This window comes from Neotamlana nanhaiensis (assembly GCF_000943555.1).
Lineage (GTDB): Bacteria > Bacteroidota > Bacteroidia > Flavobacteriales > Flavobacteriaceae > Neotamlana > Neotamlana nanhaiensis.
Genome location: NZ_JTDV01000003.1, coordinates 316,954 through 331,757, shown reverse-complemented (window position 1 = coordinate 331,757; position 14,804 = coordinate 316,954). Strand labels below are relative to the sequence as shown.

Genomic DNA, 14,804 nt, shown 5'->3' with positions numbered 1-14,804 from the left:
ATATTAATTTAATGATCAAGGCAAAATAGGATTATAATTAAAACCTATTATCACCATCCAGTAAATCGCCTAAACCACCTAAAATACTACCTTCTCCTTTACTTTTCCCTCCAGTTTGAGGTGCCGATGCTAAAACTCGACCAGCCAAACGACTAAATGGTAAAGATTGCACAAAAACAGTTCCTGGGCCTTCAAGTTTCGCAAAAAACAAACCTTCCCCTCCAAACACCGTGTTTTTAATACCACCAATAAACTCTATATCGTAGTTTACGGTTTGATCGAAACCAACAATACAACCTGTATCAACTCTTAGAGTTTCACCTGCTAGCAATTCTTTTTTAGCCATAGTACCTCCTGCATGAACAAATGCCATACCATCGCCCTCTAGCTTTTGCATGATAAAACCTTCTCCCCCAAACAATCCGCGTCCCAATTTTTTAGAAAACTCTATACCAACACTAACGCCTTTAGCGGCACATAAAAAAGCGTCTTTTTGACAAATAAACTTTCCTCCAAACTGCGTTAAATCAATAGGAATAATTTTTCCAGGATATGGCGAGGCAAAAGACACATTTCGTTTTCCAACTAGAGTGTTATAAAAAGCTGTCATAAACAAACTCTCACCTGTTAAAATGCGCTTACCAGCACCTAAAATTTTTCCTAAAAAGCCGGTGTCTTTCTGCGAGCCATCACCAAAAATGGTTTCCATTTTAATACCATCATCCATCATCATAAAGCTACCTGCCTCGGCAATTACACCTTCTTGCGGATCGAGTTCAATTTCTACGTATTGCATTTCTTCGCCGTAGATTCTATAATCAATTTCGTGTGCTGTCATTTTTATTTTCGTTTTTCGATTTTAACTATTTGTAGCTAAATTTATGGATTTGTTACAGCTATAAAGCGATAAAAATCACTTGGTCTTTACTTTTACACTCCACTCAAAATTAAAAGTTGAAACCACACCCCCCGCTTCATTTACCCCAACCGATTTCATCCACAGGGTTTGTCCTTCTCCTGTTTCAATTGCTTTGTTTAGTGCTTCATCAATTAAAGCACCATCATTACAAGTAAACGTAATTTTACCTGTAGCTTTTTTAGTAAAATTGGCATTATTGGATGTAACTAGCATCGATATTTTTTTTCCTGAAGCCTGAATTTTAGAAATCATTAAAGCTCCTGTTGAAAATTCAGCTGCCATACCTTGCACCGCCCAAAACATCGATTTGAAAGGGTTTTGATTAATCCAACGATGTTTTACCGTTACAACACATTTTTCGGGATTAATAAATTTAGTTCTTACACCACATAAATAAGCCGATGGAAGCTTAAACATAGTGAATGTATTTAGTTTTTTTGGTGTTAGTTTCATAGTTTATGCACGTTCTTCAAAAGGAATTATTATACCTTTTTCTAAATAGTTTTTTAATCCGTTAAGCAATAATGCCCAACAAAAGGATGAATGTTTAAAATGGTTATTTTCTTCTGGCCAATTAACATGAGAAAAGTGAACTTCGGTTCCTAATTTAGTAGAAAAAAGATCGAATCCAAAGGTTGTTGGGTTCCAATCAGCATCAGATTCTGTCATCTTTAAATAAAAAGATTTGTTTGTTTCAACCTTACAAACCTTACCAAACCAATTATAAGAATTGGTAAAATTAAGATTGTAAATTTGGTTTAAAGCAGGTGTTCCCGAAGATGTTAAAGACCACCAATTATTAAGGTGCTCAGGTTGTGTAACTGCATTAAATACAGCCTGCATCGAAGCATTAATTTGAAAATTGTGGTAAATATTATAGGCCATTAATCAACATAGATTATGCCTCAAAATAAATAATAATAGTTAAAAAAGCAATAGCCTAATTTGTTAACAAAATCCGCTACGGATTAAAAAACTAAGAAATTCTTATCCTATTAAATATCTTACTTAAAAAAAGAATCTACAAATTCATGCTTATTAAACACTTGTAAATCCTCAATCCCTTCACCAACACCAATATATTTTACAGGAATTTTAAACTGATCAGAAATTCCTATGACCACACCACCTTTCGCTGTTCCATCTAGTTTAGTAACTGCTAAAGACGTCACTTCTGTAGCCGCAGTAAACTGTTTAGCCTGCTCGAAAGCATTTTGACCGGTAGAACCATCCAAAACCAATAAAACGTCGTTAGGAGTATCTGGTACTACTTTTTGCATAACACGTTTTACTTTGGTTAGCTCGTTCATTAAATTTACTTTATTATGTAAACGTCCTGCTGTATCAATAATAACAACATCGGCGTTTTGGTTAACAGCACTTTGCAAGGTATCGAAAGCTACCGAAGCCGGATCGCTTCCCATATTTTGCTTAACAATAGGTACATCTACTCGATCTGCCCAAACCTGAAGCTGATCAATCGCTGCTGCTCTAAACGTATCGGCTGCACCTAAAACCACCTTTAAACCTTGTTTTTTAAATTGATAAGCTAATTTACCAATAGTCGTTGTTTTTCCAACTCCATTAACGCCTACAACCATGATAACATAAGGTTTTTTCTCGCTAGGAATAGTAAATTCGGTGGCTTCACCAATATTGGTTTCACTTAATAATCCAGCAATTTCATCGCGTAAAATTTGATTAAGTTCGGCGGTCCCCAAATATTTATCTTTCGATACGCGCGCTTCAATACGATCGATAACTTTTAAAGTCGTTTCAACACCAACATCGCTTGTTACCAAAACTTCTTCTAAATTATCTAAAACTTCATCATCTACTTTCGATTTTCCTGCAACCGCTTTACTAAGCTTACCAAAAAAACTAGTTTTAGTCTTCTCTAAACCTTTATCTAAAGTTTCCTTTTTCTCTGATGAAAATATTTTTTTAAAAAAACTCATTCGTAATTATTTCTAATAAATCTTGATTCAATACTGTATTAAACCAACCAAAATTCTTGCCTATTTTAATAATATGCAAAAATGTCATATAAATATAAAACAAAAAAAGCAGCTTTCTTAGCTAGAAAGCTGCTTTTCTAAACCTAATTATAGGTTTATTAATTTTTTTTGAAATAGTCGTTTACTAAATCTGGTGCCATAATAGATTCAACAAAAACGTAAGCTCCAGTTTTAGGAGATTTAACCATTTTTATGGCTTTTGTTAATCTTTTTGATCCTGTTTGTAATGATGCTACTGCTTTCTTTGCCATAACTAATTATTTTATCTCTTTATGAATAGTCATACGCTTAAGAATAGGATTAAATTTTTTAATCTCCATTCTATCTGGCGTATTCTTTTTATTTTTAGTTGTAATGTAACGAGATGTTCCTGGTTGTCCAGTTGCTTTGTGCTCTGTACATTCTAAAATAACCTGTATTCTGTTTCCTTTCTTTGCCATTTTATATATTTTTTAGCGCAGCTATTACTTTAAAAATCCTTTAGATTTTGCTTCTTTAATTGCCGCAGATATACCTATTTTATTAATGGTTTTTAAAGCAGAAGTTGATACTTTTAAAGTTACCCACTTATCTTCTTCTGGAATGTAAAAACGTTTCTTAACTAAATTCGCACCAAATTTGCGTTTAGTTCTGTTTAATGCGTGAGAAACATTGTTCCCAACCATTGCCTTCTTACCTGTAAGTTCACAAACTCTTGACATTATCTATAACTTTAAATTCTTGTTGCTTAAAATCGAGGTGCAAATATACAAATAAATTAATAGCTAGCAACCAAAACCATATCAATTTTTAAAAATTTCTTTTTGAAGCAATTCTAAAGCTTTATTTACTGCCTTACTTATTACCCTTGCACGAGGATTTCCAAAATTAAATTTATACGAAAACACCCCATTTTCGTTGGCTATTGCTATAAATACGGTGCCTACTTCGGCAACCGAATCGCCTTTACTTGGGCCCGCATTTCCTGTAGTTGCCACGGCAAAATCAGCTTTGTATAATGCTTTAACATTTACTGCCATAGCTTCTGCTACTTGCGCACTAACCACCGAATGTGCTCTAATTAAATCTTCTTCTACACTTAAAACATCTATTTTAGATTGTGTAGAATAGGTTACCACGCCTCCTTTTAAATATTTTGATGCGCCAGCGTTTGCAGTAAATAATTCGGCTAGTTTTCCACCTGTACAGCTTTCGGCTATGGCCAAGGTTTTACCTATTTTAGTTAGTCGATTACCAATAACAGCTTCTTCATTACCATCTTCATCTTCATAACCAAAAAACTCATCCTTTATTAAAGGAAGAACTTGTTCTATTTGCTGTTGCACTTCGGTTTCAACCTTAACTTTATCAAATCCTTTACTCGAAATTCGTAATCGCATTTTACCTAAACTTGGTAAATAAGCCAATTTTATATGTTTAGGTAAAGCGTCTTCCCAAGTTTCAATTCGAGCTGCTAAAGTACTTTCGCCTAAGCCATAAACAAGTAAGGTTTTATGAAGTATAAACGGACATTTATATTTTTCCTTTAATTCAGGAATTACAGCATTTGTAATTAAAGCCTTCATCTCGAAAGGCACACCCGGAAGCGAAATAAAGGTTTTTTCACCTTTTTCCATCCACATACCTGGAGCTGTTCCTAAAGTATTCATAAGTACTTTAGACTTTGATGGGACCAAAGCTTGGTCTTTATTTACTTGCAGTAGGGTTTGTCGAGCATATTTTTTCCAAATACTCTCAATATTTTCAAGAACCGAATCATCACGAACTAGTGTATCGTTAAAATATTCAGCAATAGTTTTTTTGGTAATATCGTCTTTTGTTGGCCCTAAACCGCCCGTTAAAATAATAACATCTACACGGCTTTCGGCATCTTGTAAAGCTTGTAAAATATGTGCTTTATCGTCTTGTACCGAGGTAATTTGATAAACCGATATTCCAATTTTATTTAGTTGTTTGGCAATAAAAGCCGAATTGGTATCAATAACTTGCCCAATTAATAACTCATCGCCAATAGTAATTATTTCTGATAACATTTATAGATTAAAATCCGACTTCAATTCTGCCAAAGCATTATTAACTGCTGTTAAAACAATTTTCAATTGCCTGGTTACATCTTGGTCTGTTTTGGTAAATTTCCCCCAATCTTGCACCTCAATTAAGGTATCTAGCACACCAAGTTCAAATAAATCTACTGTAGGTTTCATTTTATGAGCCGCTTGGTAAGCCTCTTGGTAGTTTTTTTCTGCAACCGCATTTTTTAGGCGTTCAGCATCTACAGAAACTTCTTCTACAAAAGTTTGCGCTAAAGCCATAATAAAATCGTCGTCATTATCGGCTAGTTCGCGTACTCTAAATAATTTGTAATGTTGTTCCATATCTTATTTAACTGTAATCGAAAACATCTCTCTGTTTTCTAAAAATCCTTTTAAGTTATCATTGGCAGATACCTTGCCTACTCCTGCTGGTGTACCTGTAAATATAATATCTCCTATCTTTAAAGTAAAATATTTCGAGACATATTCTATTATTTCATCAATTTTCCAAAGCATGTGGCTTGTATTTCCATTTTGCACAAAAATATCATTCTTTTTTAAAGAAAAATTAATTGCATTAATATCTTCAAACTCATTTTTTGGTAACCAATTCCCAATTACCGCAGAGCCATCAAAAGCCTTTGCTTTTTCCCAAGGCAACCCTTTAGCTTTTAATTGCGATTGCAAATCACGAGCTGTAAAATCGATACCCAAACCTATTTCGTTATAATATTTATGGGCAAACTTTTTTTCAATATACTTTCCAACTCGGTTTATTTTAACCAAAACCTCAACTTCATAATGTACATCATCAGAAAAATCTGGAATAAAAAACGGTTGTTTTTTAAGTAAAATAGCCGTGTCGGGCTTCTGAAAAATAACAGGATCTGTCGGTTTTTCATTATCCAACTCTTCAATATGCTCGGTATAATTTCTACCAATACAAATTAATTTCATACTTACTTATTAAGTGTCACGGTAATTAAACCGCGAAAATAATTCATTTTTTTTAATTTATTATTTTGGGCGTTACCACGTACCGAAATTCGGATACGCGGTCGGGCTTTACGCTACAAGTCCGCGCTCGTACCTCGCTGTGGGCTTTACGCTACAATCCCTAACGCGGGCGTACTTGCTAACAACTAGTTAATTTCAAAAAAATTACAATTTCTTGTGTCTCGTGTCTTGCTTCTAGTTTCTAGTTATTTAAAGTTTATTATTAAAACTACGCAATTTAATAGCCGTTAAAACCTTTTTTGTGTACAACGGAAAATCGGCATTTAGCAACCAACCAAAATAACCCGGTTCTTTTTCCAATACTTCAGTTACCAATTTACCTTTGTGCTTCCCGAACGAAAAGCACTCTTCTCCTTTTTTATTAAACACTATAAAACCAGCAAAATCGGCAAACTTTTTACGCGAGCTAAACTCCGCTAAAAACTTAGTGTTGTTTTCAAGTTCGTCATATTTTGCAATTTGCGCTTTTAGCACTTCGTATGTAGCATTAGTATCTGCTTCGGCACTGTGAGCATCATCTAAATTTTTATCGCAATAAAACTTATAAGCGGCACTTAACGTACGCTGTTCCATTTTATGAAAAATAGTTTGTACATCAACGGCTTGTCGGTTTTTCATATCAAAATCTATATCTGCACGAAGCATTTCTTCTGCCAATAACGGAATATCGAATCTGTTTGAGTTAAATCCGCCTAAATCAGAATCCTTTATCATGTTATGAATATCTTTAGCAAGCGCCTTAAAAGTAGGCTCGTTAGCTACTTTCTCATCAGAAATACCGTGAATTTCGGTAACCTCTTTAGGGATTGGCATTTCTGGATTTACCAACCATGTTTTTCTATCTTCTTTCCCGTCTGGATATACTTTTAAAATTGAAATCTCTACAATTCTATCAGAAGTTATATTGACACCTGTTGTTTCTAAATCGAAAAAACAGATGGGTTTTGTTAGGTTTAGTTGCATTATAAATTTTGTGAATTAGTTCTCATTTCTTTAAAATATTCATTTTTTAATTTTGCCCAATCTTTTTCGTTGAAAATATCTTTTTTTTCAGCTACAAATTTGTCGCCATATCTAACAAAATATTCTCCGTTTGGTTTTATTACAAGCGTTCGAAAAAAATAATTGTTAGTCGCAAAAAGTTTATGTAAAATATGGCCGTAATCTTTATGCCAAATTACTTTTAATTTGGTTAAATCTAAGCCATTATTATGTGCATAGAAAAACACTGGAGTTACGTTTTTAAATTTTTTAAAGGTTTTTACCTTGGAAATGGTCACTTTATTAAAATCTTTTAAACTATATTCAACTGCATGATATTTCGCTTTTCTATATTTACGGCCATCAAAATATATTCCGTTATACTTTGAAGTCCCCCTAAACTCTCCTAAACTATCCCTAAAAGTCATAATACTTTTTTCTGGAAATTCATTTTCGGTAATTAAAGTATCGTGATAAAAAACCGTCAAAGTTTTTGTTGTATCAATACCGTTTCTAGCACTAAACATTTTAAATAATTGCGACTTAGTTACTAAATCTAATTGTCCGAAAAGATGATTAGGAATTACATCTTGAATCACTAACGAATCCGTTATAAATCTAATTCCATCATAAACCTTAGACTCGATTTTTTTATTAAATTTTGCTTTACTAATGGCTTCTTTATTAATATCGAAATACAAAGTATCGACCTGAGAAAAACCATTAAAATACAATACAAATAGTACTATAAATAAATTAAAACAACGCATATTAAAAAAACACCTTTAGGTTTTAGTTAAAAATTAAAATAAAAAATCCAACCCTTTTATTGGGTTGGACAATTTACAATTTATTTTAATTTTCTAAATTTCTCGTTTGGTATCCCAAGCTTCAAGATAATCGGCTACAGCTTTTACAAACATACCACCAAGCGCACCATTTACAACGCGATGATCGTACGAATGCGATAAAAACATTTTATAACGAATACCAATAAAATCACCATCTGGTGTTTCTATAACCGCGGGTACTTTACGAATAGCACCCAACGCTAAAATACCAACTTGTGGCTGATTAATAATGGGTGTTCCCATAATACTACCAAAGCTACCAACATTAGTTACTGTATAGGTTCCGCCTTGAATTTCGTCTGGCTTTAGTTGGTTTAAACGCGCGCGGTTTGCTAAATCGTTCACCTGTTTTGTCATGCCTACCAAATTTAACTGATCGGCATTTTTAATAACAGGTACAATTAAGTTACCATCGGGTAAAGCAGCTGCCATACCAAGATTTATATTTTTCTTCTTAATGATTTTATCGTCTTGAACCGAAATATTCATTAATGGATACTCGCGTAAAGCTTTCGCCACCGCTTCCATGAAAATAGGTGTAAACGTAAGGTTTTCGCCTTCCTGTTTCATAAAAGCATCTTTTACTTTTTTACGCCAGTTCCATATATTAGTGACATCGGCTTCAATAAAACTTTGTACATGAGCCGAAGTTTGTAACGACGATGTCATGTGGTTTGAAACCAGTTTTCCCATGCGGGTCATTTCAATAATTTCATCTTCACCATTAGAAATTACTGGAGCTATTTGCGCTTTTACTGGCGCTTGAATAGTTTTTACAGGCACAGGTGTTGGCTCTATTTTAGCAGGAGCTATAACGCCATTGCCATTACGATTTTCTAAAAATTGAAGTATATCGTTTTTAGTTACACGAGCATCTTTTCCAGTTCCAGGAATTTTATCAAGCTCTTCTTGCGTAACACCTTCGGCTTTAGCTATATTTTTAACTAATGGCGAGTAAAATCTATTATCGGTCGATATTACGGCAGGCGCTTCAACGGTTTGTTGAGCCACTGCAACAGTTTCTTCAACGTAACTTAAAACTTCTTGCTGTGGCAACTCTTCGCTGTTAGTTGTAACCACTTCATTATTATCATTATTACTATCAACAACATCAGTTTCGGTTTCAATTATTGCCAAAACTTCGCCAACCTGAGCGACATCATCTACATTAAAAAAACGTTCTACTAAAACACCTTCTACCTCACTTGGTACTTCGCTATCAACTTTATCGGTTGCTATTTCTAAAATTGGTTCGTCAATTTCAATGGTGTCTCCAATTTCTTTTAGCCATGAAGTTATGGTTGCCTCGGCAACACTTTCGCCCATTTTTGGTAGCTTCAACTTAAATTTTGCCATATTTAAAGTATGTAGTGATTTTTAGGTTGTTCTATTTTTTTGCAAAATTACTAAAAAACAACGGTTTTCAATTAATTAATTTCACAAAAACTAGTTAAACTCTATTATTTCTCCTTTACAGATAGTATCGTCACTACCTATAATAAAGTTAGATTGATTAGGAATTATTTTAAAAGACAAATTGGTATGTTCTGGCTTAGTTTCCATAAAACTTATAATTTGTTTGTAGCTTAAAACATTTGCATCAAAAACAACCTCGGTTTCGGCTTTTACATTTTTTAAACTTTGCGATAACTCTAAAGGCTTATTTAATTTATGCTTTAAGTTTTCTATTATTTTATTAGAAATTAATAAATAATTTTTAGGTTTATTTCTTTGGCCTTTAGGGTTTGCTCTAAAAAAATAAGCACCAGCAATACCTAAACACACAAATACATCAAAAATAACGTTTCTTTTAAAATGCTTTTTATAAAATATTTTCATGGCACCATAAAATCGGCGCGCATAAAATTTATTTTTAAGTGTACTTTCGCCCTTATAATGAATAACCGAAGTTTCGCCAAAATAATAGTTTTTAAAGCCCGATTTTATAAGTTTATACGACAAGTCTATATCTTCGCCATACATAAAATAATCTTCATCAAACCCATTAACTTTATTAAAAGTATCTCGTTTTAAAAGCATAAATGCGCCTACTAACACCTCAACCTCACCAACATCGGTTTGCTTTAAATTATTAGCATAATAATCGTTAGCGTTTCCTAAAATCTTTTTAAAAGCAGCTTTAACGTAAGGAATATGCCGTTTGCTTTCGGGCAAAAACTCGCCAACTCCATTTATAAGTTTGCAACCAATAGCTCCTAAGTTTTGGGTATTCTCAGCAAAGTTTAAAATTTTTGTAAAGGTATCTTCCGCAACAACGGTATCTGGATTTAAAATACAAATATATTCACCCTTTGCCTGTGCAACACCTATGTTATTTCCTTTTGAAAAGCCAAAGTTTTTATTATTCTCGATTAGTTTTATATGCGGAAAATTGCGCTTAAGCATGCTACAACTAGTGTCTGTTGAATGGTTATCGACAACAATTATTTCGGCTTCAATATTGGCAATAGCAGCCTCCACACTTTTTAAACATAACTCTAAAAAGTAACGTACATTGTAGTTTAGTATAATTACGGAGAGTTTCAAAAAATAAACACTTACGATTTTAATGAAGACTCAAAAGGAATTCGGTTTACAATGCTTCTTCCTAAGGTAATTTCATCGGCATATTCGAGTTCATCGCCCACCGAAATTCCTCTAGCAATAGTAGAAGTTACAATGTTATACTCTTGTATTTGCTTATAAATGTAAAAGTTGGTTGTATCGCCTTCCATAGTAGAACTTAACGCAAAAATAATTTCCTTTACATCGCCCTGCTTAACTTTTTGTACTAACGATTCTATTTTTAAATCGTGAGGTCCAATACCATCCATTGGAGAAATTTTTCCTCCTAAAACATGATAAATCCCTTTAAAGGAACTTGTATTTTCTATTGCCATAACATCTCTAACGTCTTCAACTACGCAAATAGTATGCGAAACCCTATTTTTATTTGAACAAATTTCGCATAATTCTACATCGCTTATGTTATGACATGATTTACAGAACTTTACCTCGGTTCGCATTTTTAGTAATGCGGTGGCTAAAAGCTGTGTTCTCGATTCTGGTTGCTTTAGCATATGCAAAACTAAACGCAATGCCGTACGCTTACCTATTCCCGGGAGTTGCGACATTTCGTTTACTGCGTTTTCTAATAATTTTGAAGAAAATTCCATGGCTGCGAATTTACAATTTTAGATTTAACTTATCGATTGTTATTTGTATTTTGGCTTTGAATTATTTTAGGTTATGACAGCGACTCAAATTTTATTTTTAATTGCCGGCTATTTTGTCGTGCTTATTTTAATATCATATTTTACAGGAAAAGAAGACAGTAACGATGCCTTTTTTAAAGCAAACAAATCGGCACCATGGTATTTAGTAGCGTTTGGTATGATAGGCGCATCGCTTTCTGGCGTTACTTTTATTTCGGTTCCTGGAGCTGTTGAAACCAAGCAATTTGGCTACTTACAAGTGGTTTTTGGGTATTTGTTTGGTTATATAGTTATTGCCTATGTTTTGCTTCCTATTTACTATAAGCTTAATTTAACCTCAATTTACTCCTATTTAAAAGATCGTTTTGGTGTGGTTAGCTACAAAACTGGATCGGTTGCCTTTTTAATTTCTCGTGTAGTTGGCGCTTCGTTTAGATTATTTTTAGTAGCTAAAGTACTGCAACTTTTGGTATTCGATGAATTTAATATTCCCTTTGCCATTACCGTTATAATAACTATCCTTTTAATTTGGTTGTACACTTTTAAAGGCGGCATTAAAACCATCATTTTTACTGATACTTTGCAGACCCTTTTTATGCTCATATCGGTTGTGGTAACGATTGTATTTTTAGCTTCGGCATTAGATTTAAACGATATTTCTGAAGTTTACACCAGCGTAAAAGAAAATACCATGAGTAAAGTATTCTTTTTTAACGATGTTAACGATGCGCAATATTTTATAAAAAGCGTGCTATCGGGGATGTTTATAACCATAACTATGACCGGTTTAGACCAAGATATGATGCAAAAAAACCTAACCTGTAAAAACTTAAAAGAAGCTCAAAAAAATATGCTGTCGTTTAGCGTAGTATTAATATTTGTAAATATTCTGTTTTTAGTTTTAGGCTTAATGCTTACCGAATACGCAAATACACATGGTATTACAGCAAAAAAAGATGACCTATTCCCTACTATTGCTATGTTACCCGAAATTGGCGTACTAACCTCTGCTTTTTTTATCCTTGGTTTGGTTGCTGCCGCTTATTCTAGTGCCGATTCGGCATTAACGTCGCTAACCACATCTTTTTGTATTGATATTATTGAAATTGATAAGAAACCAACTGAAATTCAGAAGAAAATTAGAAAACGCACCCATGTTTTAATTAGTGTTTTACTCGTTTTTGTAATTATTGCTTTTGATGCTATTTTTAAAGATGTATCTGTAATTTGGGAATTATTTAAAGCCGCTGGTTATACTTACGGGCCATTGCTTGGTTTATTTGCTTTAGGCATTTTTACTAAAACTGAAATAAAAGACAAATACGTTTGGATAATTGCCATAATAGCACCAATAATCTCCTATTTTATTAATGCTTATTCGGTTGATTTATTAAACGGCTACCAAATTGGTTTCGAAATTTTAATTATTAACGGCCTACTCACCTTTTTAGGTTTAATATTGATTCGTAGAAAGCAAAACTAAAGTACAAGCTACTTCAACAGACACATTATTTTCTTTTAAAATTTGATAAAATTCTGGATTTTCGGTTCCAGGATTAAAGATAACACGTCTTGGTTTTAAAGATAATAAGTAGTTATAAAATGGTTTTTGGCGCAACGGATTCATATACAACGTAATAGTATCAACAGTATTAAAATCCACTAATTTTGTTTCGATTTTTACATCATTTACCATACCTTGCTTTAACCCATAGGCAACTACATTTTTATGGTTTGCTACTAAACGCTTTATTGCCAAATTTGAATAACGATCGGGATTTAATGATGCCCCGAAAACCAAAGTACTGTTTTTCATTAGTTAAAAATTTGTTAATTCTATTTACAAAATGTAACAGAACATAAAAATAGACGTCTAATTAACAACAAAATTACAGCTATCATAAAAAAGTTAATTTATAATTTATAATCCTGCATAATTTTGATGGTTAGTGTAATGCAAGGTTATTAAAAAACCCTAAAAACAAATAAGTTTTTAGGGTTTTGATTTTTATTTAAATTTTTATGTATTTTAATTATTACCTGCCAGTAATTCCCAAGACGTGATATTACAGAAATGATTACCGTTTTGTGTGGCAACTTCCCCAATTGAAATATCGGTAGTTTCATCTATAGTAAACTCAACATTGTAAGTTCCAGGAGTTCCTATTCTTTCAAAACCAACAACTTCGGTGGCTGTTTCTACATCGGCAACATTTGGAATGCCTTCTCCTTTGGTAATTACAAAATAGGCACCATCGGCATTGCCGTCATGGTTTGTACTTAACACTTCTATTCTAAGAATATAGTTTGCAGGGTCGACAGTTACCTTTTGGTAAATTTTCCCATCGGTAAAATGTGGCGCTCCCCAACCCGATTCTAAGTTAAAAATATTACCATTCCATTCGTCCCATCCGCCTAAACCGTCATGGTTTTTAGCTGCATCGTTGGTTACCCATGGCTCTCCAAGGGTTCCCCATCTACCAGAAGACTCTACTGCTACAAAAGGAACAGCAGCATTACCTAATTTTGGAACCACTAGAGGTTTGTGCGTGGCATAACTAGTAAATGCCGTGTCGACACTAACTGGTGAAAACAAATAAGCAGATCGGTATTGAATGGTTGAACCTGGAAGAAAACTTGAAATATTAACAAGATCGGCAGATGTTTCAACATATACTTCAATTTGTTCACCATCGGCATTTTCATAAATCATCTCGGTTCCTAAAATACCACTTGTAGGATTTGACGATTCAAAAACCACGCTTAAAAAATTATCAGTTAATGTACTTGTAATTAATGCTCTATTTTCAAGACCATCCAAATAACCTTGACCGTAAACTTCGGTACCCGCCGAAATAAAATCGGAATTTTTACCGCTTCCGTTATTAGTTTGCACTTCGAAAAGATAAAGTTTATCCGATAAATTTTCAATCTCTTGATTTAATGTAAAACCATCATTAGTGACATTTACTGGCACTGCAACAGAACTTGCTCTGTCATTCCAATAAATCATAATTTCTTTTACATTTTCATCTTCAACCGTTCCTTGTATGATCACTTTATTAAGGCTAGGTGTAACCACCAAGGACTTTACATTTTCTAACGGTAATTCTGCGCTTGCAGGTAACTCGGGCAATTCGTTAAAATCGCAGGAAATTACGCTTAAAAAAAAGGTTAATGATAGTAGTTTTACTACATGATTAAGTTTGCAATTCATTTTTAAAAATTAGTTTGGTTAACTTGTTTAGTTTAGTTTGTATTGGTAAAAATGATTCGTTAAAAAATCGGTATATAGTTATACTTTAGTAACTCGTTCAAAAATAACACAATATAAATACATCAACAAGCAAAACTATCCTGTTGTATCCTGTTATTATATACTTTAAACAATCACTGTAATAATAATTTTAAAAAAAACTATTAATACGTCTTACTAATTTATTTGTTTGTTTAAAATTAGGTTATATTTTTTAGCAAAACCTTTTATTGCATTAATAAAATATAAGCGTCAAAATACATTAAACTAAATTTTTATTCGCTTAATATTTTAAAAAAATAAAAAATATGTTAAAATTTTAAATTTTACACAATATTCTTTTTTAATTTGCGTTACTTTATAAAGTACAATCATCTAACCAAACGCGAAGTTTTAATTATTTGGAATTAGTCGTCTAAAAAAATTCGTTCATATGAAGATTAGTATTATTTAAAAACTCGAAATTGTTATTTCGAGTTTTTGTTTTTTTGTTAAAATTTGTTAAAAAAAAGGG

18 protein-coding genes are annotated in these 14,804 nt (G+C 33.0%); 1 reads left to right on the top strand and 17 read right to left on the bottom strand.

Features of this window, described 5'->3' with window-relative positions; translation table 11 throughout:
- Positions 1–37 precede the first annotated feature (37 nt).
- From PK35_RS06935 to recR, 15 genes are all read right to left on the bottom strand, one after another.
- On the bottom strand, positions 38–838 hold the full coding sequence (locus tag PK35_RS06935; protein ID WP_044625963.1) for a TIGR00266 family protein: 801 nt from the start codon (positions 836–838) through the stop codon (positions 38–40).
- A gap of 75 nt (positions 839–913) precedes the next feature.
- The gene (locus PK35_RS06930; RefSeq protein ID WP_044625962.1) at positions 914–1,372 is read right to left on the bottom strand and encodes a DUF4442 domain-containing protein; all 459 of its coding nucleotides are present in this window, start codon (positions 1,370–1,372) and stop codon (positions 914–916) included.
- Between the two features lie 3 nt (positions 1,373–1,375).
- Complete coding sequence (locus PK35_RS06925; protein ID WP_044625961.1) at positions 1,376–1,804, bottom strand: SRPBCC family protein; 429 nt, start codon at positions 1,802–1,804, stop codon at positions 1,376–1,378.
- 119 nt (positions 1,805–1,923) lie between these two features.
- A complete protein-coding gene (ftsY, locus tag PK35_RS06920; protein ID WP_044625960.1) occupies positions 1,924–2,877 on the bottom strand; it encodes a signal recognition particle-docking protein FtsY in 954 nt (317 codons plus the stop codon).
- A 158-nt stretch (positions 2,878–3,035) separates the two neighbouring features.
- Entirely contained in the window at positions 3,036–3,188 is a 153-nt protein-coding gene (locus tag PK35_RS17375) for a DUF4295 domain-containing protein (RefSeq protein ID WP_082048539.1), read from the bottom strand.
- 6 nt (positions 3,189–3,194) lie between these two features.
- Positions 3,195–3,377, bottom strand: a complete 183-nt coding sequence (gene rpmG, locus PK35_RS06915; RefSeq protein ID WP_044625959.1) for a 50S ribosomal protein L33 — start codon at positions 3,375–3,377, stop codon at positions 3,195–3,197.
- Between the two features lie 24 nt (positions 3,378–3,401).
- On the bottom strand, positions 3,402–3,638 hold the full coding sequence (gene rpmB, locus PK35_RS06910) for a 50S ribosomal protein L28 (RefSeq protein WP_044625958.1): 237 nt from the start codon (positions 3,636–3,638) through the stop codon (positions 3,402–3,404).
- An 81-nt stretch (positions 3,639–3,719) separates the two neighbouring features.
- On the bottom strand, positions 3,720–4,970 hold the full coding sequence (locus PK35_RS06905) for a competence/damage-inducible protein A (protein ID WP_044625957.1): 1,251 nt from the start codon (positions 4,968–4,970) through the stop codon (positions 3,720–3,722).
- A complete protein-coding gene (locus tag PK35_RS06900; RefSeq protein WP_044625956.1) occupies positions 4,971–5,312 on the bottom strand; it encodes a hypothetical protein in 342 nt (113 codons plus the stop codon).
- Between the two features lie 3 nt (positions 5,313–5,315).
- Positions 5,316–5,927, bottom strand: coding sequence for a fumarylacetoacetate hydrolase family protein (locus PK35_RS06895; protein WP_044625955.1), 612 nt, complete (start codon positions 5,925–5,927; stop codon positions 5,316–5,318).
- A gap of 249 nt (positions 5,928–6,176) precedes the next feature.
- Positions 6,177–6,950 (bottom strand): 3'-5' exonuclease, encoded by a 774-nt coding sequence (locus PK35_RS06890; RefSeq protein WP_044625954.1) that lies wholly within the window; start codon positions 6,948–6,950, stop codon positions 6,177–6,179.
- Complete coding sequence (locus tag PK35_RS06885) at positions 6,950–7,738, bottom strand: hypothetical protein (RefSeq protein ID WP_044625953.1); 789 nt, start codon at positions 7,736–7,738, stop codon at positions 6,950–6,952. Before PK35_RS06885 ends, PK35_RS06890 begins: the two co-directional genes overlap by 1 nt.
- A gap of 93 nt (positions 7,739–7,831) precedes the next feature.
- Positions 7,832–9,175 carry a dihydrolipoamide acetyltransferase family protein gene (locus PK35_RS06880; protein ID WP_044625952.1) on the bottom strand — a complete coding sequence of 448 codons (1,344 nt, stop codon included), beginning with the start codon at positions 9,173–9,175 and terminating at the stop codon, positions 7,832–7,834.
- 90 nt (positions 9,176–9,265) lie between these two features.
- Positions 9,266–10,366 carry a glycosyltransferase family 2 protein gene (locus tag PK35_RS06875; protein WP_044625951.1) on the bottom strand — a complete coding sequence of 367 codons (1,101 nt, stop codon included), beginning with the start codon at positions 10,364–10,366 and terminating at the stop codon, positions 9,266–9,268.
- Positions 10,367–10,377: 11 nt separating this feature from the next.
- Positions 10,378–10,995 (bottom strand): recombination mediator RecR, encoded by a 618-nt coding sequence (recR, locus tag PK35_RS06870; protein WP_044625950.1) that lies wholly within the window; start codon positions 10,993–10,995, stop codon positions 10,378–10,380.
- 73 nt (positions 10,996–11,068) lie between these two features.
- On the opposite strand from recR, the gene PK35_RS06865 reads away from it, so the two are divergent.
- The gene (locus tag PK35_RS06865; RefSeq protein WP_044625949.1) at positions 11,069–12,517 is read left to right on the top strand and encodes a sodium:solute symporter; all 1,449 of its coding nucleotides are present in this window, start codon (positions 11,069–11,071) and stop codon (positions 12,515–12,517) included.
- On the opposite strand, the gene PK35_RS06860 is transcribed toward PK35_RS06865, so the two are convergent.
- Positions 12,488–12,850 (bottom strand): CoA-binding protein, encoded by a 363-nt coding sequence (locus PK35_RS06860; RefSeq protein WP_044625948.1) that lies wholly within the window; start codon positions 12,848–12,850, stop codon positions 12,488–12,490. The genes PK35_RS06865 and PK35_RS06860 overlap by 30 nt on opposite strands.
- Positions 12,851–13,063: 213 nt before the next feature.
- Positions 13,064–14,251 (bottom strand): DUF4998 domain-containing protein, encoded by a 1,188-nt coding sequence (locus PK35_RS06855; protein ID WP_044625947.1) that lies wholly within the window; start codon positions 14,249–14,251, stop codon positions 13,064–13,066.
- Between the last annotated feature and the right edge of the window lie 553 nt (positions 14,252–14,804).

Excerpts from the sequence above, each read along its gene's own strand:
- PK35_RS06925 (WP_044625961.1), bottom strand. The coding sequence starts at position 1,804 with ATGGCCTATAATATTTACCACAATTTTCAAATTAATGCTTCGATGCAG.
- rpmB (WP_044625958.1), bottom strand. The coding sequence starts at position 3,638 with ATGTCAAGAGTTTGTGAACTTACAGGTAAGAAGGCAATGGTTGGGAAC.
- PK35_RS06935 (WP_044625963.1), bottom strand. The coding sequence starts at position 838 with ATGACAGCACACGAAATTGATTATAGAATCTACGGCGAAGAAATGCAA.
- PK35_RS06865 (WP_044625949.1), top strand. The coding sequence starts at position 11,069 with ATGACAGCGACTCAAATTTTATTTTTAATTGCCGGCTATTTTGTCGTG.
- PK35_RS06885 (WP_044625953.1), bottom strand. The coding sequence starts at position 7,738 with ATGCGTTGTTTTAATTTATTTATAGTACTATTTGTATTGTATTTTAAT.
- PK35_RS06905 (WP_044625957.1), bottom strand. The coding sequence starts at position 4,970 with ATGTTATCAGAAATAATTACTATTGGCGATGAGTTATTAATTGGGCAA.
- PK35_RS06900 (WP_044625956.1), bottom strand. The coding sequence starts at position 5,312 with ATGGAACAACATTACAAATTATTTAGAGTACGCGAACTAGCCGATAAT.
- PK35_RS17375 (WP_082048539.1), bottom strand. The coding sequence starts at position 3,188 with ATGGCAAAGAAAGCAGTAGCATCATTACAAACAGGATCAAAAAGATTA.
- PK35_RS06855 (WP_044625947.1), bottom strand. The coding sequence starts at position 14,251 with ATGAATTGCAAACTTAATCATGTAGTAAAACTACTATCATTAACCTTT.
- ftsY (WP_044625960.1), bottom strand. The coding sequence starts at position 2,877 with ATGAGTTTTTTTAAAAAAATATTTTCATCAGAGAAAAAGGAAACTTTA.
- recR (WP_044625950.1), bottom strand. The coding sequence starts at position 10,995 with ATGGAATTTTCTTCAAAATTATTAGAAAACGCAGTAAACGAAATGTCG.
- PK35_RS06880 (WP_044625952.1), bottom strand. The coding sequence starts at position 9,175 with ATGGCAAAATTTAAGTTGAAGCTACCAAAAATGGGCGAAAGTGTTGCC.
- PK35_RS06860 (WP_044625948.1), bottom strand. The coding sequence starts at position 12,850 with ATGAAAAACAGTACTTTGGTTTTCGGGGCATCATTAAATCCCGATCGT.
- PK35_RS06930 (WP_044625962.1), bottom strand. The coding sequence starts at position 1,372 with ATGAAACTAACACCAAAAAAACTAAATACATTCACTATGTTTAAGCTT.
- PK35_RS06890 (WP_044625954.1), bottom strand. The coding sequence starts at position 6,950 with ATGCAACTAAACCTAACAAAACCCATCTGTTTTTTCGATTTAGAAACA.
- rpmG (WP_044625959.1), bottom strand. The coding sequence starts at position 3,377 with ATGGCAAAGAAAGGAAACAGAATACAGGTTATTTTAGAATGTACAGAG.
- PK35_RS06895 (WP_044625955.1), bottom strand. The coding sequence starts at position 5,927 with ATGAAATTAATTTGTATTGGTAGAAATTATACCGAGCATATTGAAGAG.